At 44.9% G+C, this 19,039-nt stretch carries 18 protein-coding genes and 1 tRNA gene; 15 read left to right on the top strand and 4 right to left on the bottom strand.

Annotated elements, in window-relative coordinates:
- Nucleotides 1-115: 115 nt before the first annotated feature.
- Nucleotides 116-1,504 (bottom strand): MATE family efflux transporter, encoded by a 1,389-nt coding sequence (locus tag ACZQK9_RS04865; RefSeq protein ID WP_483269820.1) that lies wholly within the window; start codon nucleotides 1,502-1,504, stop codon nucleotides 116-118.
- 266 nt (nucleotides 1,505-1,770) lie between these two features.
- Between ACZQK9_RS04865 and ACZQK9_RS04860 the strand changes: the two genes are divergently transcribed.
- Both ACZQK9_RS04860 and ACZQK9_RS04855 read left to right on the top strand, forming a co-directional pair.
- The gene (locus ACZQK9_RS04860; protein ID WP_483269819.1) at nucleotides 1,771-2,556 is read left to right on the top strand and encodes a Uma2 family endonuclease; all 786 of its coding nucleotides are present in this window, start codon (nucleotides 1,771-1,773) and stop codon (nucleotides 2,554-2,556) included.
- A gap of 123 nt (nucleotides 2,557-2,679) precedes the next feature.
- Nucleotides 2,680-2,808 carry a hypothetical protein gene (locus ACZQK9_RS04855; RefSeq protein WP_279217384.1) on the top strand — a complete coding sequence of 43 codons (129 nt, stop codon included), beginning with the start codon at nucleotides 2,680-2,682 and terminating at the stop codon, nucleotides 2,806-2,808.
- Between the two features lie 98 nt (nucleotides 2,809-2,906).
- Here ACZQK9_RS04855 and ACZQK9_RS04850 read toward each other — a convergent pair whose 3' ends face one another.
- From ACZQK9_RS04850 to ACZQK9_RS04840, 3 genes are read right to left on the bottom strand one after another with little or no spacing between them, the layout of a single operon-like run.
- Entirely contained in the window at nucleotides 2,907-3,374 is a 468-nt protein-coding gene (locus ACZQK9_RS04850) for a hypothetical protein (protein ID WP_118374358.1), read from the bottom strand.
- A 55-nt stretch (nucleotides 3,375-3,429) separates the two neighbouring features.
- Nucleotides 3,430-3,843 carry an RHS repeat domain-containing protein gene (locus ACZQK9_RS04845; RefSeq protein WP_483269818.1) on the bottom strand — a complete coding sequence of 138 codons (414 nt, stop codon included), beginning with the start codon at nucleotides 3,841-3,843 and terminating at the stop codon, nucleotides 3,430-3,432.
- A 16-nt stretch (nucleotides 3,844-3,859) separates the two neighbouring features.
- Nucleotides 3,860-4,492 carry a class I SAM-dependent methyltransferase gene (locus ACZQK9_RS04840; RefSeq protein WP_483269817.1) on the bottom strand — a complete coding sequence of 211 codons (633 nt, stop codon included), beginning with the start codon at nucleotides 4,490-4,492 and terminating at the stop codon, nucleotides 3,860-3,862.
- A gap of 529 nt (nucleotides 4,493-5,021) precedes the next feature.
- Between ACZQK9_RS04840 and spoIIID the strand changes: the two genes are divergently transcribed.
- From spoIIID to ACZQK9_RS04775, 13 genes are all read left to right on the top strand, one after another.
- Entirely contained in the window at nucleotides 5,022-5,276 is a 255-nt protein-coding gene (gene spoIIID / locus ACZQK9_RS04835) for a sporulation transcriptional regulator SpoIIID (protein WP_177969395.1), read from the top strand.
- Nucleotides 5,277-5,364: 88 nt separating this feature from the next.
- Nucleotides 5,365-6,141: a PocR ligand-binding domain-containing protein gene (locus ACZQK9_RS04830; protein ID WP_305855478.1), complete on the top strand. Its 777-nt coding sequence runs from the start codon at nucleotides 5,365-5,367 to the stop codon at nucleotides 6,139-6,141.
- A 167-nt stretch (nucleotides 6,142-6,308) separates the two neighbouring features.
- Nucleotides 6,309-6,692 (top strand): DUF3783 domain-containing protein, encoded by a 384-nt coding sequence (locus tag ACZQK9_RS04825; RefSeq protein ID WP_216508101.1) that lies wholly within the window; start codon nucleotides 6,309-6,311, stop codon nucleotides 6,690-6,692.
- Nucleotides 6,689-7,756, top strand: coding sequence for a metallophosphoesterase family protein (locus tag ACZQK9_RS04820; protein WP_216508100.1), 1,068 nt, complete (start codon nucleotides 6,689-6,691; stop codon nucleotides 7,754-7,756). Before ACZQK9_RS04825 ends, ACZQK9_RS04820 begins: the two co-directional genes overlap by 4 nt.
- A 2-nt stretch (nucleotides 7,757-7,758) precedes the next feature.
- Nucleotides 7,759-9,444 (top strand): ATP-binding protein, encoded by a 1,686-nt coding sequence (locus ACZQK9_RS04815; RefSeq protein WP_216508099.1) that lies wholly within the window; start codon nucleotides 7,759-7,761, stop codon nucleotides 9,442-9,444.
- A gap of 58 nt (nucleotides 9,445-9,502) precedes the next feature.
- Nucleotides 9,503-9,575, top strand: a tRNA-Thr gene (locus ACZQK9_RS04810).
- A 130-nt stretch (nucleotides 9,576-9,705) separates the two neighbouring features.
- Nucleotides 9,706-11,103 carry a hypothetical protein gene (locus ACZQK9_RS04805; protein WP_483269816.1) on the top strand — a complete coding sequence of 466 codons (1,398 nt, stop codon included), beginning with the start codon at nucleotides 9,706-9,708 and terminating at the stop codon, nucleotides 11,101-11,103.
- Nucleotides 11,096-11,758 (top strand): DUF6320 domain-containing protein, encoded by a 663-nt coding sequence (locus ACZQK9_RS04800; RefSeq protein WP_483269815.1) that lies wholly within the window; start codon nucleotides 11,096-11,098, stop codon nucleotides 11,756-11,758. The genes ACZQK9_RS04805 and ACZQK9_RS04800 overlap by 8 nt, the downstream gene beginning before the upstream one ends.
- A gap of 403 nt (nucleotides 11,759-12,161) precedes the next feature.
- On the top strand, nucleotides 12,162-13,085 hold the full coding sequence (locus tag ACZQK9_RS04795) for an alpha/beta hydrolase (protein ID WP_216508098.1): 924 nt from the start codon (nucleotides 12,162-12,164) through the stop codon (nucleotides 13,083-13,085).
- A 21-nt stretch (nucleotides 13,086-13,106) separates the two neighbouring features.
- On the top strand, nucleotides 13,107-13,952 hold the full coding sequence (locus tag ACZQK9_RS04790; RefSeq protein ID WP_483269814.1) for a nitrilase-related carbon-nitrogen hydrolase: 846 nt from the start codon (nucleotides 13,107-13,109) through the stop codon (nucleotides 13,950-13,952).
- A 127-nt stretch (nucleotides 13,953-14,079) separates the two neighbouring features.
- Nucleotides 14,080-14,778, top strand: coding sequence for a response regulator transcription factor (locus ACZQK9_RS04785; protein WP_118670987.1), 699 nt, complete (start codon nucleotides 14,080-14,082; stop codon nucleotides 14,776-14,778).
- A 4-nt stretch (nucleotides 14,779-14,782) separates the two neighbouring features.
- Entirely contained in the window at nucleotides 14,783-17,140 is a 2,358-nt protein-coding gene (locus ACZQK9_RS04780) for a sensor histidine kinase (RefSeq protein ID WP_483269813.1), read from the top strand.
- Nucleotides 17,141-17,206: 66 nt separating this feature from the next.
- On the top strand, nucleotides 17,207-18,979 hold the full coding sequence (locus ACZQK9_RS04775) for a Na/Pi cotransporter family protein (protein WP_117780036.1): 1,773 nt from the start codon (nucleotides 17,207-17,209) through the stop codon (nucleotides 18,977-18,979).
- Nucleotides 18,980-19,039: the final 60 nt, after the last annotated feature.

Below are 19,039 nucleotides of genomic sequence, written 5' to 3'. Positions count from 1 at the left end.
GGGAGTCCTCTCGCTTATAAAAACAAGCCGTGCATAGGTTGTAGAAATACCTTGTGCACGGCTTGTTTAATATGGAATAAATATATGTTTGGTAATGCGGAACGACAACCGATTCTTATACATTTTGTTGTTGCGAATTCAGCCGTGATAGCTCGCGCAATTCCTTGATCGTAAACACACCACAGACCACAGCGGCTGCGATATCTGCAATCGGACCTGCATACATGACACCATCGATTCCCATGAAGATCGGGAAGATCACGATGAGCGGCAGCAGGAAGAGAATCTGCCTCGTCAGCGACATGAAGATACCAAGCTGCGATTTGCCGATGGAATTGAAGAAATTCGCAGTTACAGGCTGGATGCCGTTAATCAAAGTGAAGAACATATAAATCCGGAAATACCGCTCGGAGAACTGATAGTAAAGCTCGCTGCCTTCTCCGAAGACACGGATGATCTGTCTTGGGAAAAGCTGGAAGCATGCAAATGCAATCAGCGACAGGAAGGTAGCGGTAGCAAGTGCCAGAAGATATGTTTTCTTCACGCGGTTGTATTTCTTTGCGCCGTAATTAAATCCGATGACCGGCTGGATGCCCTGTGAGATACCGATGACAAAGGACATGAAGATCATGTTAACCTTCGTGATAATACCGGCACAGGCAAGCGGAATATTACTTCCATAGACGGATGATGCGCCGTAACGCGACAGGACGTTGTTCATCACGATTTGTACGACGGTCATAGCAATCTGGTTGAAGCATGCACTGGCACCGAAGCGCATAATGTTGGCAAAATAATTTCCGCGGATTCTAAAACACCGTCTGCGCAACCGGATGGTCTTGAAATGGAACATGTAGCGTAAGCTGATGCTGAATGATACGATCTGTCCAAGAATCGTTGCAAGTGCGGCCCCACGCATTCCCATGTCTAATTTAAAGATGAAGATTGGGTCAAGGATCGTATTTACAATGGCACCGATCAGCATGGATATCATCGAATAACGCGGGCTTCCGTCGGCAAGGATCAGCTTGCTCATACCCGTGTTGGCAATCAGAAATGGGAATCCGATCGCAACGATACGCGTATATTCCTGTGCATACGGCAGGACTTCTGCTGTTGCACCGAAGAAGTTGAGCATCGGTGTAAGCAGGATGGAGGTAAATGTGAATAATGCAAGTCCGAAGATCGTCATTAAGCAGATACCACATCCTGCGTAATTGGCAGCTTCTTCATCCTCTTTTGCGCCAAGCTTCAGGGAGACATTGGTCGCACTTCCGATTCCGAGCAACAGGGAAATTGCCGTACATGTTGTCGAGAGTGGAAATGTAATATTTGTCGCTGCATTTCCGTTGATTCCGATACCCTGCCCGATGAAGATCTGGTCGACAATGTTATAAAGAGCAGTTACCAGCATCGAAATGATGCATGGAATTGCGAATTTTACAAGTAATTTTGATTCTTTTTGTGTGCCAAGCGGATTGGCAGATTTTATGTTCTCATTCATATTTTTCACCATTTTTCTGTAGTATGTCCATTTATCGATTATTAAACTATCACTATCTGAGAAAAAATGTCAATTATAAGTTGCATTTTTAGTAGAAACGAGTTCTTAACTGAATAAAAACGGATACTTAACGGATGTAACATAGAATAAAAAATCAAATATTTGGATATAAAACGGGTAAAAAACGGTTGATTTATACATAGAAGAGTATTATACTAAATATAAAGGTATCGGTAATGAAAGAATTTTTCAAAGGAGCGATGCATATGACAATCGAAGAAATGAAAGAAAAGAAGCGGGAACATGGATACACGTATAACATGATGTCGCAGATGTCGGGGGTTCCGCTTGGAACCGTGCAGAAGATATTTACGGGCGAAACGAAATCGCCGCGCTATGATACGCTTGAGGCATTGGCACGTATCTTTGAAAATGGCGACCGTGATTACCTGTATGCGGATATGGTAGAGGATTCCGGAACAGCATACGCGGCAAAGGTTCAGGGACAGTATACGCTGGAGGATTATTATGCGCTGCCGGAGGATCGCCGGGTAGAGTTGATTGACGGTTGTATCTATGATATGGCGGCACCTTCGACGATTCACCAGTTGATCGCAGGAGAGGTTTACAGGCAGATATCGAATTATATTTTGGAGCATGATGGACCATGCATGCCATTTATTTCTCCGGTTGACGTACAGCTTGACTGTGATGATAAGACGATGCTGCAGCCGGACGTCGTCATTTTGTGCGACATTGACCGGATGAAGGTGCGTTGTATATATGGTGCGCCGGACTTTGTGCTGGAGGTAATCTCAAAATCCACCCGGCTTCGCGACTATGGAAAGAAACTTTCCAAATACATGGATGCCGGTGTGAAGGAATACTGGATTGTGGACCCATACCAGAAGCGCATTATGGTGTATGAGTTTAACAAAGAAATCTTCCCTGTGATTTATGGAATTGATGCGGATATCCCGGTCGGTCTGTATGATGGCAGGTTAACGATCAATTTGGCGGCGTTAATAAAGAAGATTGAGAAACTGTTGTAATGAAAAAGTAGTAGTTATTCGAATAGAGGTTAAAGATTCTGTGTAATAACATGCAACAAAATATCCTGTTGGAAGCGTTGACAAAGCTTGAGGCAAATGTTTACTATTCAGTATGGAATAAATATGTACGGATTACGTATCTGTTATTTCAGAATCCGGAAAAATGCCGGTATGAACGAGCATATATTGAAACCACTCGATATCGGAAAAGTGAAGGCGACAATCGCCAGATATGTGGAGCGGAAGGGATAATAGAGTAAGAAAGTACGTAAGTGAAATTATAATACAAAGGTCTGGATGCTTATTGGGTTGAACGATACACTATTTTTGGAGTGGTGTTCAACTATACTTTATCTTGGATATATAGTATCTAATACTTCCTCCTGTGTGCATAACCTTATTAATGTTATTTTATCATATCCCTTATTTTCACTACTTGAAAACAAAATGCTCACATACAAATTATTATCAATTTCGTAATATTGATATATTATTCCCGAACCAAACTGACCGTTAGGCTCACCTATTTCTTCAAGAATTTGTTCATATGTACTTGTATTATTCAATTTATAAAAATATTCGAGATTTATATCCCTATCAACATACTTATACGATGCAAGAATCCCCGCCACGCTTATTGAATTTCCTGTTTTTTCCCCTTTTGTCTCATTTGCAATAATCTCTGTCTCAGATTTTATACTATTATTTCCTTTCACAATATTTTCCTCCTTCTTTCCAACTTGATAACCCAAACTAAATATACTAATTAACATAATAATACAAAATACACTAATTAAATATTTCTGATAATTTTTCATTCAAAACAACTCCCATCTTGTCTAGTAATGTAATATTCTCCAACCACTTTATATCCTAAAATATCTGCTGCAATTGTATAGTCAGTAATCGTATCTCCATATTTGGATTAACAACGAGTGCTACTCTTTTGCCTCCAGTCATTTCTTCTTCATATTCATCGAAATTTATCCCCACAACATTCATATCCGCATGCTCCATCGGCTGATTCCAGCAGTAATTATAGCGGTTTAATGTATCCGGTACAGAAGTAAATCCCGATATTTTGTCCTCACTGACAAACTTTCCCACTCCGGCATCATACCGTCTAGCCTGTGCAAAATATAATCCTCCTGCAGCCTCCATCTGATAGCCCGTATATCCGAATGGTTGTATCTGCTTTTCCGGACGATTCTCAAGGTTGAACGATACACTATTTTTGGAGTGGTGTTCAACTAAATATTTTATAAATTGATAATTTTTATTTTGCACCCGATTTCACAGCGACTTAATCAATTGATTTTTTTGCAACCAAAACACATTCCGAAAGTGGTTTGCCTTTTATCAATGCCGCTCCAACAACCTGAAAGCCTTCGCTACCGACATATTCTTTCAGTTCTTTGCTTTGCCATTTATGATAGGTTTTAAACCCGGCTTTTTCCATAAGCCATATCGGCAATTTGGGATAGCCCCTTTCATAAACAAAGGTAGGAGCAAACAAAATTCCGTCCTTTTTCAAAACTCTGTGAATTTCTTTTAATGCTTTCTCCGGTTGTGGCATAATATGTAAAGCATTTGCAATCACGACAACATTAAATTTTTCATCTTCATAAGTCAAATTCGTTGCGTCCTGCACACAAAATCGGAGCTGTTCACATTTGTGTTCGCCTTGATTGCGTTTTTCAGCTTCTTTTATCATATTTTCCGAGTAATCTGTTGCTTCCCACGAGCCGGATTTTCCTGCCATTAAAAAGGTAATCTGTCCCGTTCCGCAAGCCAATTCCAAGACAGACTTCTCACTGTCTATATACTGTTCTGACAGTTTGCAGATTTGCCCATAAGCAGTATCGTTTTTTGACATAAATGCAGTATATATTCTTGCCATTCTTTCCCAAAAGCCTTTGTTTGTGTTATCTGTCATAGAATTGTCCTCCGTTTCCCTGATTACTTTTCGCAAAGTGGACTCATATTACTCTAATCCATGTTCCTCATTTTCCTTTTGTTGCAATCTCTGCTTTGTTGCATATCCTCATCAACTTTTAAGTTGAACGATACACTATTTTTGGAGTGGCGTTCAACCATTATATCTAGTAGCGACAAACCATCATATATACAATATGTAGTCATTTGTTCCTTGCTTATATTAAATTATAACATAATATGACAGTTGCTACTAACTGTTTTTTCTTGATAATCAGTTTCGCCGGACACCATATAAATATTTTGATATTGTTTTTCGGTAAGACGTAGAAGCCTGACGGTTCCTGTTTTAGGTGCGAATTGTTCAATACGCCGGTAGTGTTTTTCTAAGTTTTGTATCCTTTGCTGCAAGTGCTTCAATGTAGTCAACATTGTCAAGATTTATCTGAGAAATATAGGGAGCAATCGGTATCATATTACCGTAACCATCTTCATACACTGTACAAACAGTCAAACAGAGGTTTGTATAGTTGAGAGATTACATTGAAGAACGGGCACTTGAAATCGGTGAATACATCATTGAGGAAGGGGCAACGGTCAGACAGGCTGCGCGGAAGTTCGGTATTTCGAAGTCAACCGTACATAAAGATGTCACGGAACGCTTAGAGCAGATCAACCTGCGTCTTGCACACGAGGCAAGGAAGGTGTTAGATGTCAACAAGTCCGAACGCCATATCCGGGGAGGACTTGCGACCAAAGAAAAATATGCACACATGGAACGTTGATTAAGATTGTAAAAAACCACCAAAAATGGTATACTGATTTGTATATTATTACGAAATGGCGAAGCCATGAGAGATGGGGTGGAAGTATATGATTCGTATTGAAGATTTTTGTGACATGAAGAAGTTTGAGGACATCATGAAGAACTGGGCGATGAGTACCGGGCTTGCAACAGTGGCTGTTGGGGCAGATGGAAAGTACATCAGCGAATGCTACAACTTTACAGAGTTTTGTATTGATCTGACTCGTGGAAGTGCAGAGGGACGCAGACGATGTGAGAAGTGTGACCGGGAAGGAAAGGGTGTATATTCCTGCCATGCAGGACTGGTGGATTTCGGTATTCCGATTACACTGGATGACGGAACGGTGCTGGGAAGCGTGATTGGCGGACAGGTGCTGCCGGAACATCCGGATGACGATGCATTCCGGAAGACGGCGGGAGAACTTGGTATCGATGCAGAGGCCTATGTCCGGGCATTGCACAAAGTGAATGTTAAGACAAGGGAAGAAATCGAGGCAGCAGCGACGCTGCTTGGCGATGTGATTAATATGTTTGTGCGCGCATCTTATACTTCTGCAGTGAATAAGCGTTTGCTGGATAAACTGCAGACGGGGATTCAGGAGTGCGTGGAATACATTGATGATGCAAGTGAGAAGACACAGAAAATCGAGGAATTCAGCGGCCGCCAGAGAATCCTTGCCTTAAATGCCGCGATAGAAGCAGCACGTGCAGGGGAAGCCGGACGTGGTTTTACAGTGGTTGCATCGGAAGTACAGAAGCTGGCAGATGGCATGAGTCAGGCGAGTTCCCAGATCGTGGACTCGTTGAAGAAACTGTCGAAGAACATTCATGAGTTAAATGAATAAAGGGAAATCCATGGATGATGGATCGAATTAAGAAGGGCTGTTCGCGGAAATGGTGGACAGTCCTTTGTTTTGTGAAACTCTCGTGAATTTCTGGAAAAGCTTGATTTCAATGTACCGATGCGATAAAATAATCAGAAGTATGTAATGAGGGAATGGAGGCGGATGCAATGCCGACGATATTTTTATACAGTGTTCCGGCGGAACAGCATAGAAAATTAGAAGCACTTGGCATGCACCTTGGGTATTCCTGCAAGAAGATTGCGCGGAAGCGTTTTCTTCAGCCAATTGGATGTCATGCCGGATTGCCGGGATTTGAACAGACCGGGGATTGGTACGAAGGGAAGGATTTGCCGGATCCGATGATATTATTTTCAGAATTTTCGGATGGGTTGTTGAATCGTTTTCTGGCGGCATGTAAAGAAGATGGTATGCCACAGATTAATTATCGGGCAGTTGTGACAGAACATAACATTCACTGGAATGTGCTGGATTTATATCAGGAACTGGTGCAGGAGCATGAGAGCCTGCATGGAGGCAAAGTAACACTATGAAATTCATACATATAGCAGACGTAAATCTGGGCGCACAGCCGGATCGGGGCAGGCTCTGGAGCGATGTGCGGGCAAAGGAGATTTACAGTACATTTCATCGCTTGATTGAAGTGTGCGAAGAACAGAAAATTGAATTATTGTTGATTGCAGGAAATTTATTCTATACAAAGCCGACAGAACAGGATTTGAAGGATCTGGACTTCCAGCTTAGGAAGATTCCGAATACAAAGACAGTGATTATTGCCGGAGATCAGGACTATATTGATCCGGGTTCTGCATGGGAGACATATACATTTGAAAGCAACACGGTTGTGATGCCACGCGATCAGGCGGCAAGCGTGTATTTTGAAGACCTAAATGTCTGCATCAGCGGATATAGCTATGGACATGCGACTTACACTGGACGGATTCTGGAGCGTATGCGGCCAGGCAAGCCAGATGCATATAACATTCTGCTTGGACATGGTGGAGATATGGAACATATGCCATTTTCCAAGGAACATGTGGCAAAGCTTGGATTTCAATATGTGGCGCTTGGACATATGCATAAGCCGGCACACATTTTGAAAGATCACATGGCATTTGCCGGAACATTGGAACCCCTTTCTTATATGGAGACCGGAAAGCATGGCTATATTTTAGGAGAGGTAACAACCTCCGGTGAGACGACAATCACATTTGTGCCGTTTGCGTGTAGAAAATATGTGAATATGGCGATGGATATTAATTCAACTTATACAAACGGCGATATCTGTAATCTCGTAGAGGGAAAGATGCAGGAGCTGGGGGCGGATAACATTTACCGGATTTTGCTGCGTGGGCGCAGCGCACAGAATATGGAAATTAATCTGAGCGAACTGACACGCCGTTATTGTATCAACGAAGTGATTGATAAGACAGAATGTGATTACGATATGGACGAGTTATATGTGTCGAATCACGACAATCTGCTTGGCAGGTTGATGGACGAATTGTCAGATGACAAAAAAGGCGGCGATAAGGCAATTCGCGATAAAGCACTGCATTATTGTATGGAAGCCCTGCTTGGCGCAGGAGACAAATAACAATGTATTTCAGTAAATTATTATTAAAAGATTTTGGAAAATTTCATAATCGTGAGATCAACCTGAAGCCGGGCGTGAATGTACTGTATGGTACGAGAAATGCAGGTAAGAGTACGGTTGCGGATTTTGAATATGCAACGCTGTATGGCATAGGTACATTTCCGGAGACAGAGGACGATGATCTGGCACACCATAAGCCGATGGATGGACGCGGATTTTCTGGAAAGGCGTATGTGATAAAGGATGGCGATGAATATCTGGTAGAGCATAGCTTCAGCAGGCATAACATGACAACGCAGGTGTTAAATGTGAAGAATGGACGTGTCGGTAAGCTCAAGCATATGAACAGTCTGTATGAGTCGTTAACCGGTGTGGATAAAAAGACATTCAGCGATGCGCTTTATATCCGTCAGCAAAAGAATGCAGGGAATGAAGCAGAGGAACTCAATACATTTGTCACAAATTTGGCGACAACCGGTTCTTCCAATCTGGATAAACGGCGGGCACTTTCTATCTTGCGTGATCAGAAAAACGCACTGGATGTGACAGAGACAGAGCAACAGATTATAGAGTTAAAGGAAGAACTGAAACAGTACGACGGGGACGAGGAAGCTTTGAAAGAAGTCCGTAAGAAGATTGTGGACAATGATGAGGAGTTTGCAATCGAGACGGCAAAACGGAAGCGTGAAGCCAGACGATTGATTGATACGGAAAAGGGCACGAAATACGAGGAAGATGAGGAATTAAATGAGCATCTGGATTCTTTGCAGGAAAACAGTGTATTTCTGAATGCAGATCTGCTGAAGGATTATAAGGCACCGAAGAAGCTGACTGATCGTTGGTGGATGATTGCACTGACCGGTTTGGTTGTAATTGGCGTGATTGCTGCGCTGGTGTATATACTTCCGTTTGATGATGGCGTGCGGCAGCTCTTTGTGTTCTGTACGGCGTTGTTTGTTGTGATGACGATCATAGATGGATTACACCGGAAGGGTGTGCTGAACGGGGAAAATCAGGCACCTTCGGAAGAGGAATTCAAGAAAATTGTCTACGAACTGGAACGCAAAAACGAGGCATATGAGGATGTCGAGATTGACATGAGCTTTGCCCGGAAATACATGGATATCAAGGAAGATTTACGTGCGACAGAGAATGAGATTCTGGAGCGGAAGAAACAGAAAGCGCATCTGGAGGATGAAATTCGTGTGTGCGAGGGCAGAAAACAGGCAATTGAGCGAGAAATATATGCGACGACGCTTGCCATCAATACAATCCAGGAGCTTTCCCGAAGTTATGTAGAAGAATGGGATTATATTATCAATGATCACATGACGGATATCATGCAGCGTGTGACAGGTGGATTGTATGAGGATGCGAAGATTGATGAAAAGCTTCGACTGGTAGTCAAGAAAAACGGTGCATTTACGGATATTACGCAGATAGATGCAGGAGATTTCCCGCTGGTGCGAATGGCGGTGCGTGTAGGGATAGCAGCAAGGATGTGCAAAGAAAAAATGCCTCTTATAATTGATGGACTACCGCAGATGAACGATGCACAGATGCAGGGATTTTTTGCGAGTATAGAAGAGATTCCGTCCGGGCAGATTTTGATTCTGACGGAGGATAAGCAGTTGGTGTCAAAAATAAAGGATACAAAGTCAACTTATGCTTTGACAAATCTGAGTTAGTGTGGTAGAGTATCACATGCAGCTAAGACTTCTGTGTGAACAGGAGAATGGTTGTCATGCTACTGTGGCTCAGTTGGTAGAGCGATTCACTCGTAATGAATAGGTCGTCGGTTCGAATCCGATCAGTAGCTTGGAAATACGCGGGTTGACGATATGTCAGCCCGCTTTTTTCTTATTGTAAGGTCTGTGAGCGGGAATGCAAGAAATTGTATGGATACAAAATGACGCATGCAGGTAGATGGTGAAGTTAGGACTGAAAAAATGAGTAAGAAAAAACAGAAAACGACAAATAAGAATACAATGAAGGAAATGCAGAAGAAACCGGATGCAAAGCCTGAGCTGAAAGATATAGCTTCAAAAACAAAATCTTCGAGAAAACAGCCGAAACGTATCCGTGAGGCACGGTTTGATAAGCTGGACAATACCGCGAATCTCTTTCCGGTGATTGCCAGCCGTAAATCAAGCAATGTGTACCGGATTGCGGCAACACTGACAGAAGAAGTCCAGCCGGAGAAATTGCAGCAGGCACTCGATATGGTGCTTCCGTATTTTGATGTCATGCATGTGCGTATGAAGACGGGTGCATTCTGGTATTATTTTGAGGATAACCCGAACCCGGCACCGCGTGTGCTGCAGGAGGATATGAGTCCCTGCCAGTATATCAACCCACTGTTAAACCGGGAATATCTATTCCGTGTCTTATATTATGAACGAAGAATCAGTCTGGAAGTCTTTCATGCTTTGACAGATGGAAATGGTGCGTTGATGTTCTTGAAGGAACTTGTGTACCAGTATCTGCGTCTGGTGCATCCGGAGATCGGCAAGGGCGACCGGATGGAGTTGCACGAGGAGACAACTGTCGACCGGGAGGACAGCTATCTGAAGCATTATAAGCGTCCGGCGAAGAAGAGTTATAAGACGGAGAAGGCACTTGTGATCCGTGGGGAGATGTTCCCGCGGGAGTATTTCGGAATCATGCATGGCTATCTGTGCCTGCCGGATGTTAAGCGTGTGGCGAAGCAGTATGGCGTGACCGTCAATCAGTATCTGCTTGGTGTATTTGCGTGGTCGGTGTATAAAGGATATATGCATAGTATTCCACATCGGCGTCCGCTTGCGGTATGCGTACCGGTGAATCTGCGGCCATATTATGGGTCTGCTACAACGAAGAATTTCTTCGCAGTCGTGTCGGCAATGTTCCGGGCAGAGCGGGAGGATTATACGTTTGAAGAGGTGCTGGCACAAGTGGCAGAGAGCCTGAAAAGCCAGATCACGAAGGAACATCTCGAAGAGATCATGGCTTACAATGTGTCAAATGAGAAGAACAAGGCACTGCGCGCAACGCCGCTCTTTATCAAGAATATCGCGATGAAAATCGTCTATCAGATGTCTGCAAAGGCAAATTCCGGCTGTGTGACGAATCTAGGGTTGGTAAAGCTTGCAAGTCCATATGACGCTTATGTGGAGTCACTGTATGCGATCTTGTCCATGTCGAAGAACCAGAACCTGAAGGCAGCGGTTGTGTCATATAAGGATACACTGGTGTTCACATTCAGCTCGGCAGTGCGGGAAGTCGATGTGCAGAAGGTATTCTTCCGCAAGCTTGCAGAAGATGGAATTGATGTCTCTGTGGAGACGAATGGAGTATATTATGAGTAAATGTAATCGCTGTAATATAAAAGTGAAGGATGACAGCCTGATCTGCCCGCTTTGCAAGGGCGCACTATCGGAGACGGAGCATGTGCAGCCGGTCTATCCGGACATGTTCCCGAAACAGCAACGGATGCGTCTGGCAATCCGCATCGTGACGTTCTGCGTAGTTGTCGGAGTAATCGTGCTTGGAATTGTCAATTATATGACGTACCATGGTGTTCGCTGGTCGCTGGTGAGTCTTGCAGGAATTGCGTATCTGTATTTTACATTTACGTTTACTGCACAGCCACTTGCAGATGAACAGCAAAAAATCATATTTCAGGGATTGATCAGCATGGCACTTGTGCTTGCGGTCGATTTTTCTCTTGGCTATGAAGGCTGGTCGGTCAATATCGGAATTCCGGTTGTCGTGATTGCAACGAATATTACAATCTTTGTATTTATGATGGTGCGCCGCCGCGACTGGCGAAGCTATATTATGCCGCAGCTCGAACTGACCCTGATCGCAGCCATTGAGCTGCTGTTGGTCAGCCTGGAAGTTGTCACATGGAAGCCTCTGACACTGGTTGCAGTATTCACCGTACTCGTCCAGCTCTTCGGGATCTTCATGATCGGTGGACGAAGCACTACGCTCGAACTAAACCGCCGCTTCCGTGTGTAGTTTCGTTATAGAAGAATAAAAGAAGGCAAGCGGATGGCTGACTTGTCTTGACCGTACAAACTCATCCATCCGTATAGTTTATATGATTAGTTGCGAGGTGCCAGCGAGAAATACGCTTATCATGTGGTGTGTCGCGAAATTCATAAATATGCATATGTTTGAAGCTTAGAAGTTCTTGACGCGCTGTGGAATATCAGCAATGTTTGAACACGATGTTCAAACAAGCCGCCACTGAGCCAAGGATGGCGAATTGGCGGCGGTTGCGTACGGTTGGAATGATTTTATCAGGGTGGCTAGAACTTGTTTGCTTCAAGACATTGCATATTTGGGAATGCGCGACACACCACATGGATAGGTGTAGAGTAGATGGCAGCTCGCAATAAAAATAAAAAGAGAGGTATGTATGAAGGAGAACGACAAGACAAGTCACCGCGCAGAACTGATGCGTGATATCGTAGCCATGGTCAACCAAAACCCGGTTTTAAAGCAGGCATGGCAGAGAAAAAAGGAGAAATCCATCCAGAACACAGAATTTGAATACCCGGAGCACCTTTCCGTGGAACATATCGACATGGGACTGTTCAAGATGGAATATCTGACATGGAACGGATCAGAGAATCCCTATGTGATCTTGCAGCTTCACGGCGGTGGGTATATGTCCGGATTACAGGGACAGTACCGGAAGATGGCAGGACTTTACGCCGAGATCAGCAGTGGTGCGGCAGTGCTTTCCATCGATTACCGGCTGGCACCGGAGCACCCATTTCCGGCGGCATTAGAAGATGCAGTCGCTGCATACAAATGGCTGCGTGATAAAGGCTATGAATCAGAACGGATTATCGTTGCAGGTGATTCCGCTGGTGGTGGTCTCGCAATGGCACTCTGCATGGAACTGCGCACAAACGGAGAGCCGATGCCGGCAGGATTGGTGGCAATGTCACCGTGGACGGATCTGGCAATCACGGGAGAATCGTATACGAAGAACCGGGAGATCGATCCGGTATTTGGTGCGGATGGCGGTGGTGAGATGCTGCTGCACAGCCCTTATATCGGGGAAAATGATGCGAAGAACCCTTTGATTTCTCCAATGTATGGTAACTTTACCGGATTTCCACCGATGCTGATCCAGGTCGGGACGCATGAGATGTTGTATGATGATGCGGTATCGGTTGCGAAGAAGGCAAAAGAACAAGGCGTTCCGGTACGATTCACAGTATATGAAGGTATGTTTCATGTGTTTCAGATGAGCGGCACAGTGATACCGGAGTCAAAGCGCGCCTGGGAAGAGGTTGGCGCATTTATGCATAAAGTGATGGGACAGTGGTAAAAGTGTGGAGGTAGACAGCGTATGCGGATTGCACTGGCACAAACGAATATCTTATGGGAAGACAAACAGGCGAATCTCGGCCGGGCAGAGGAATTTGTGATAGCCGCGGACGCGGAGATCGTATTGTTCCCAGAGATGAGTCTGACGGGATTCTCGATGCATACTGATGTGACGGCAGAAATTTGTCAATCGGATGCTGAGATATCATCGCGTACGCAAATGGATAGCACTCCGGATATGACGAACCTACCAACAACCGGCTGGACGATTAAACAGATAAAAACACTTGCAAAGCGGCACCACAGGACAATCGGCATTGGCTGGGTGAAAAAGACCGAACCTCTCTGCGAGAATCATTATTCAATCGTGACACCGGATGGAAAAATTGCAATGGATTATGCCAAGATTCATCCGTTTTCCTATGGGGAAGAACATGCACATTTCCGTGGTGGAGAGAAGCTTTGTACCAGAAGGCTCGGAGAATTTCAGGCAGGACTTGCAATTTGCTATGATCTCCGCTTCCCGGAACAGTTCCGGGCGATGGTGCCGGAGACAGAGTTTTTTATCGTGCCTGCGAACTGGCCGGAAGCACGTACGTCACATTGGAAGACACTTCTTGCTGCACGTGCCATCGAGAATCAGTGCTATGTGGCAGGTATCAATTGCTGCGGAGATATGGACGGACAGTATTATTCCGGGGATTCCGGTATATATGCGCCGGAGGGCAGCCTGCTTGTGCCGACAAAGGAAATCCGACTTACGGATGCACTTTGTAAGGAAGAAAAACTGCTCGTATATGACATACAAAACGATGTGGTAAAGATCCGCAAGGCATTTCCGGTATTGCAGGATCGAAAAGAAATGTAACGTTCTTAATAAAATCTTAAATATATGAAATCTAGTATCTTAAAATTCATTTTGCGATAATACAGGTATCATAACAACAGGGATACCTGTATGGTCGGAGATTACCGATTGGGAAGAGGAGAGACATATGTATAACATTTTAGTCTGTGATGATGAGAAGGATATCGTGGAGGCACTTGGTATTTACCTGTCTGCAGAAGGGTACCAGGTGACGAAAGCGTACAACGGACAGGAGGCATGTGAGAAGCTGAAAACCGGTGATGTGCAGCTTGTACTGATGGACATCATGATGCCGGTGATGGATGGTATCACAGCGATGAACGAGATTCGCAAGACGTCCAATGTTCCGGTCATTCTGCTCACAGCGAAAAGTGAAGATACAGATAAGATCCTTGGTTTGTCGGTTGGCGCCGACGACTATATTACCAAACCATTTAACCCGGTTGTTATGATCGCAAGAGTAAAAGCACAGCTGCGCCGTTACATGATGCTTGGCGGAAATGTTCCGAAGGAACCGGAAGCGGATACGCTTACCATCGGCGGCGTCTGTCTGGATGACAGGGCGAAGAAGGTTACGATTGACGGAGATATGGTAAACCTCACCAAAACAGAGTATGCAATCCTGAAATTCCTGATGGAACATCCGAATACGGTCTATGCACCGAAGGATATCTACCGGGCTGTCTGGGAGGATGCACCGTTCGGACAGGAGGGCACCGTTGCGGTACATATTCGCCACTTGCGTGAGAAAATCGAGGCAGACCCTTCGGAACCGCGCTACATCAAGGTAGTCTGGGGACAAGGGTATATGTTTGGGAAGGAATGATAAAATGGACAAATTAAAGAAAAGTGCAGTGGCAAAGACAGCGGCTGCGATTGTGCTTGCAGTATCGATCCTTACGGTTGTGGTTTCCGGGTTTGTTGTAGTAATGGCTTTTTCCTATGGTAATTCCAGACAGACACAGGCGGATGCCGTCTATGATGAGTATATGAGTCAGCTGGTAGAGGAATCCGCAAGCAGTGTGCAGACATATTATCAGGAATATCTGCAGGAAATACAGGATGCGGAGGCGACCGGTGAAAACCATGTCATCCGGTATTATGAGGATTATTTTGATGAGAAAAACAGCAATTTCTTTTTTCGGGTCGTACCGGATGATGTGAAGAAATATCCGGGACTTGCGAATTATGAATCGGCGGGGTACCAGTTCCATGCCGTGCTGCCGCAGCAGACGGAGATATTTACCGGAACGACAGAGGCTCGTTACAAACTTTCTCTGTCGGATATAATTACATTTTGGAAAGATAATTATGTACCGGACGAATACAGCTATGACGACTGGTGCGTATATGATGAAGATGATACAGCGTTTTCTTCTAACCGGGAAGTTCCAAGTTCAGTGCGGGACCAGTACTGGGATTGGAGTAATATAACCTTTAACGATCTGGAAATTAATTGCGATTATGACAACCGGAATCCATATGTGCAGTTGATAAATACGAATTTCGTTTATTACCTGTCCAATGATGCAGGGTACGTGAAAGCGTTGGAACGTGCGACGAAAAAACTGGGAGAAGGGAATATTCAATATCAGGAAATGACTCTGTCAGATGACGGGACGGTTTCGCAGGTAGTGGAACAGAGTGTTCCGGTTTCTTATACATTATACGGATATGTAAAATCTGATTTGACAGCGGAAGATATGTATGCAGAGTCTATCGTGCTTCACTATTGCAGACCAGTCGTGAAGGCGGCACCCGGGTTGTTTGGTGTATCGTTGATCTGTATGATTATTATGGGAGGATTTCTGATTGCAGCATCCGGACACCGGAGAGGACAGGCAGGGATTACCTGCAATGCATTTGACCGGATTCCGTATGATATATTTCTGTATCTTACAGTTGCACTGATTGCCGTTGCGCAGAATGTATTGATCTGGTATACATATTCCACGATGGAAGAGATTATCGGCATCGGGATTTTCGTAGCGGTTGTGGCAGTCCTTTTCCCACCATTTCTTATGACGACATCGACCAGGATGAAGGCAGATGGCTGGGCAATGTTTGCAAACACATTGATCTGGCGGCTTTGTAAACTGCTTGTGCGGCTTGTGAAATGGGTGTTTGGCAAGCTCCGGGATACATTCCGTTTCCTTGGAAGACATTTTAACCTCTATTGGAAATGGATTGGCGGATTGGCAGGAATCGCACTGCTCCGGTTTATTCTCGTGGCTGCAAGCGGTTCTGCCGGACTGGCAATCGTGCTGGATCTGGTATGCGCGGTTTTGCTTGCGGTATTCGTGATCCGCGTGATCGTGCAGATGTATCGGTTGAAGGATGGTGCAAAGAAGATTGCAGACGGTGAGACCGATTATAAGATCGACACGACACATATGCTGCCGGAATTTGCGGCACATGGCGAGACATTAAACTGTATTCAGGACAGCGTGCGCGTGGCAGTGGCAGAGCGGATGAGGAGCGAGCGGATGAAGACGGAGCTTATCACGAACGTCTCCCATGATATCAAGACACCGCTTACGTCTATTATCAATTACGTGGATATTCTCTCCAAGGAGGGAGATTTAAGTGACAAGGAAGCAGAATATCTGGAGGTACTGCAGAGGCAGTCTGCAAGGCTTAAGAAGCTGATTGAGGATCTGATTGAGGCAAGCAAAGCATCTACGGGTAATCTGGAAGTGCATATGGAGCCGACCGATGTGGAAATGCTTTTAGAACAGGCACTCGGAGAATTCGAAGAGCGGCTTGCGGCATGTAAGCTGCAACCGGTAGTGACGAATTATCTGACGAAGAAATATGGCGCACAGGCAGACTGCCATGTCATGGCAGATGGCAGACATCTGTGGCGCGTGTTCGACAATCTGATCGGAAATATCATCAAGTACGCCCAGCCAAACAGCCGGGTATACGTCGATATTGATGAGGCAGAACAGGGAGAAATCACAGTGACCTTCAAGAACATCTCGAGGGAACCACTCAACATCTCCGGCGATGAATTAAAGGAACGGTTTGTCCGTGGTGACCGTTCAAGAAATACAGAGGGCAATGGATTAGGACTATCCATTGCGCAGAGCCTGATGGAATTACAGAACGGCAAAGTGGAAATAATGATTGACGGAGACCTCTTTAAGGTTGTATTATTGTTAAAGACCGGAAACTGTAAAAATTAGGTGAATTTTGGGTAAAATCCAGCAGACCGGCTTTAAAAATGTCAATAAAGAGAATAGGAGAAAAAGATGGATATTTTTGACGTTCTATCCATGGTTGGTGGTCTCGCATTGTTTCTGTACGGTATGCATATAATGGGAGACGCATTAGCGAAGATGTCGGGTGGTAAGCTGGAAAAGGTTTTGGAACGCCTTACCTCCAATAAGTGGTCTGCTGTGTTGCTTGGCGCAGGTGTAACGGCAGTCATCCAGTCATCCGGAGCGACGACGGTTATGGTCGTTGGTTTTGTTAACTCCGGTATCATGAAGCTCAATCAGGCAGTCGGTATTATCATGGGTGCGAATATTGGTACAACGGCAACCTCGTGGCTGCTGTCACTGTCCGGTATTGACGGAGGAAGCTTCTTCCTTCAGATGCTGAAGCCGACCTCTTTTACACCGATTCTGGCTGTAATCGGAGCGATTTTAGTTGTATTTTGCAAGAGTGAGAAGAAACATAACATCGGAACAATCTTGCTTGGCTTTGCGATTTTGATGTATGGTATGACCGCAATGAGTTCGGCAGTGGAACCGCTCAAGGATGTTCCGCAGTTCACACAGATTCTGACGAAGTTTGAGAATCCGCTTCTCGGAGTTATTGCAGGCTTTGTATTGACGACAATCATGCAGTCTTCCTCTGTGTCCGTAGGTATTTTGCAGGCACTTTGTTCCACAGGTGCAGTCTCCTATGCACTTGCCCTCCCTATCATTATGGGACAGAATATCGGCAGCTGTACGACTGCCATGATTTCAAGTGTGGGAGCAAGTAAGGACGCGAAACGTGCGGCAGCGGTTCATTTTTACTTTAATGTAATTGGAACGGTTGTGTTCATGTTAGTATTTTATATCTCCAATGCATTTGTACATTATGCATTCTTGCCGCAGGCAGCAAATGAGGTAGGAATTGCAACGATCCATTCGATCTTTAATATTGCAGCAACGATTGTGCTGCTTCCGCTTTCCGGATTCCTGGAGTTTCTTGCTGTCAAGACCATCAAGGATGATGACGAGGAAGAAGACGAGCTTAGCAAGCATGACAAGGTACTGCAGCTTCTGGATCCAGTATTCTTAGAGAGACCTGGTTTTGCGATTATGCAGTGCCAGAAGGTGGCTTCTGCGATGGCAGAGCTCTCTATGAAATCCGTTGGCCGCGCAGTTGGATTGCTTACCGCATACGATGAGGAGATAGCGGAACGGATCCGCAAGGAAGAGGATACCGTCGACAAATACGAGGATCAGCTTGGCACGTATCTGCTCCGGCTCTCTACGAAAGATCTTTCGAAGGAAGATGGACACCGTCTGTCACTGATGCTTCATTCGCTGGGAGATATCGAGCGTATCTCGGATCTGGCTGTGAATATACTGCTGGCAGTGGAACAGATGCATAAGAAAGAACTGATCTTCTCGAAGAAGGCGATGGATGAGCTTGCTGTCTACAGCAAGGCACTCAAAGATATCCTGACGATGACAGTTAATGCATTTGAGCAAAATGACCGTTATAAGGCGGCACTTGTACAGCCTTTGGAAGAGTTGATGGACGATATGAACAAAGAACTCAAGAAACGACATGTCAAGCGTCTGCGTAAAGGCAAATGTACGATTGAGCTTGGACTGAGCCTGTCAGATATCTCGGATACTTATGAGCGTATCTCCGATCACTGCTCGAATATTGCTACCTGTGTAATTCAGGTGGAGGATGATGAACTCGATGCACATGAGCACCGCAAAGAAGTGAAGGAGCAGGATGCGAAGTGGTACGATGAACAGTATCGTGCATATGAACAGAAGTATGCACTGCCATAACAGTTGATAATAATAGAAAGATATGCGCGGATGTGCATGCAGGTCATCATGCGGATACAT

It is taken from the genome of Wujia sp. (assembly GCF_056872695.1).
Note: the sequence above shows the minus strand (reverse complement) of the source record. Positions and strands in the feature narration are given on the sequence as shown.

Bases quoted from the DNA above. Each gene is read 5' to 3' on its own strand.
- ACZQK9_RS04775 (WP_117780036.1), top strand. From the start codon at position 17,207: ATGGATATTTTTGACGTTCTATCCATGGTTGGTGGTCTCGCATTGTTT.
- ACZQK9_RS04855 (WP_279217384.1), top strand. From the start codon at position 2,680: ATGTACGGATTACGTATCTGTTATTTCAGAATCCGGAAAAATGCCGGT.
- ACZQK9_RS04830 (WP_305855478.1), top strand. From the start codon at position 5,365: ATGATTCGTATTGAAGATTTTTGTGACATGAAGAAGTTTGAGGACATC.
- ACZQK9_RS04860 (WP_483269819.1), top strand. From the start codon at position 1,771: ATGACAATCGAAGAAATGAAAGAAAAGAAGCGGGAACATGGATACACG.
- ACZQK9_RS04840 (WP_483269817.1), bottom strand. From the start codon at position 4,492: ATGACAGATAACACAAACAAAGGCTTTTGGGAAAGAATGGCAAGAATA.
- ACZQK9_RS04790 (WP_483269814.1), top strand. From the start codon at position 13,107: ATGCGGATTGCACTGGCACAAACGAATATCTTATGGGAAGACAAACAG.
- ACZQK9_RS04780 (WP_483269813.1), top strand. From the start codon at position 14,783: ATGGACAAATTAAAGAAAAGTGCAGTGGCAAAGACAGCGGCTGCGATT.
- ACZQK9_RS04785 (WP_118670987.1), top strand. From the start codon at position 14,080: ATGTATAACATTTTAGTCTGTGATGATGAGAAGGATATCGTGGAGGCA.
- ACZQK9_RS04820 (WP_216508100.1), top strand. From the start codon at position 6,689: ATGAAATTCATACATATAGCAGACGTAAATCTGGGCGCACAGCCGGAT.
- ACZQK9_RS04825 (WP_216508101.1), top strand. From the start codon at position 6,309: ATGCCGACGATATTTTTATACAGTGTTCCGGCGGAACAGCATAGAAAA.
- ACZQK9_RS04850 (WP_118374358.1), bottom strand. From the start codon at position 3,374: ATGAAAAATTATCAGAAATATTTAATTAGTGTATTTTGTATTATTATG.
- ACZQK9_RS04805 (WP_483269816.1), top strand. From the start codon at position 9,706: ATGAGTAAGAAAAAACAGAAAACGACAAATAAGAATACAATGAAGGAA.
- ACZQK9_RS04800 (WP_483269815.1), top strand. From the start codon at position 11,096: ATGAGTAAATGTAATCGCTGTAATATAAAAGTGAAGGATGACAGCCTG.
- ACZQK9_RS04795 (WP_216508098.1), top strand. From the start codon at position 12,162: ATGAAGGAGAACGACAAGACAAGTCACCGCGCAGAACTGATGCGTGAT.
- ACZQK9_RS04865 (WP_483269820.1), bottom strand. From the start codon at position 1,504: ATGAATGAGAACATAAAATCTGCCAATCCGCTTGGCACACAAAAAGAA.
- ACZQK9_RS04815 (WP_216508099.1), top strand. From the start codon at position 7,759: ATGTATTTCAGTAAATTATTATTAAAAGATTTTGGAAAATTTCATAAT.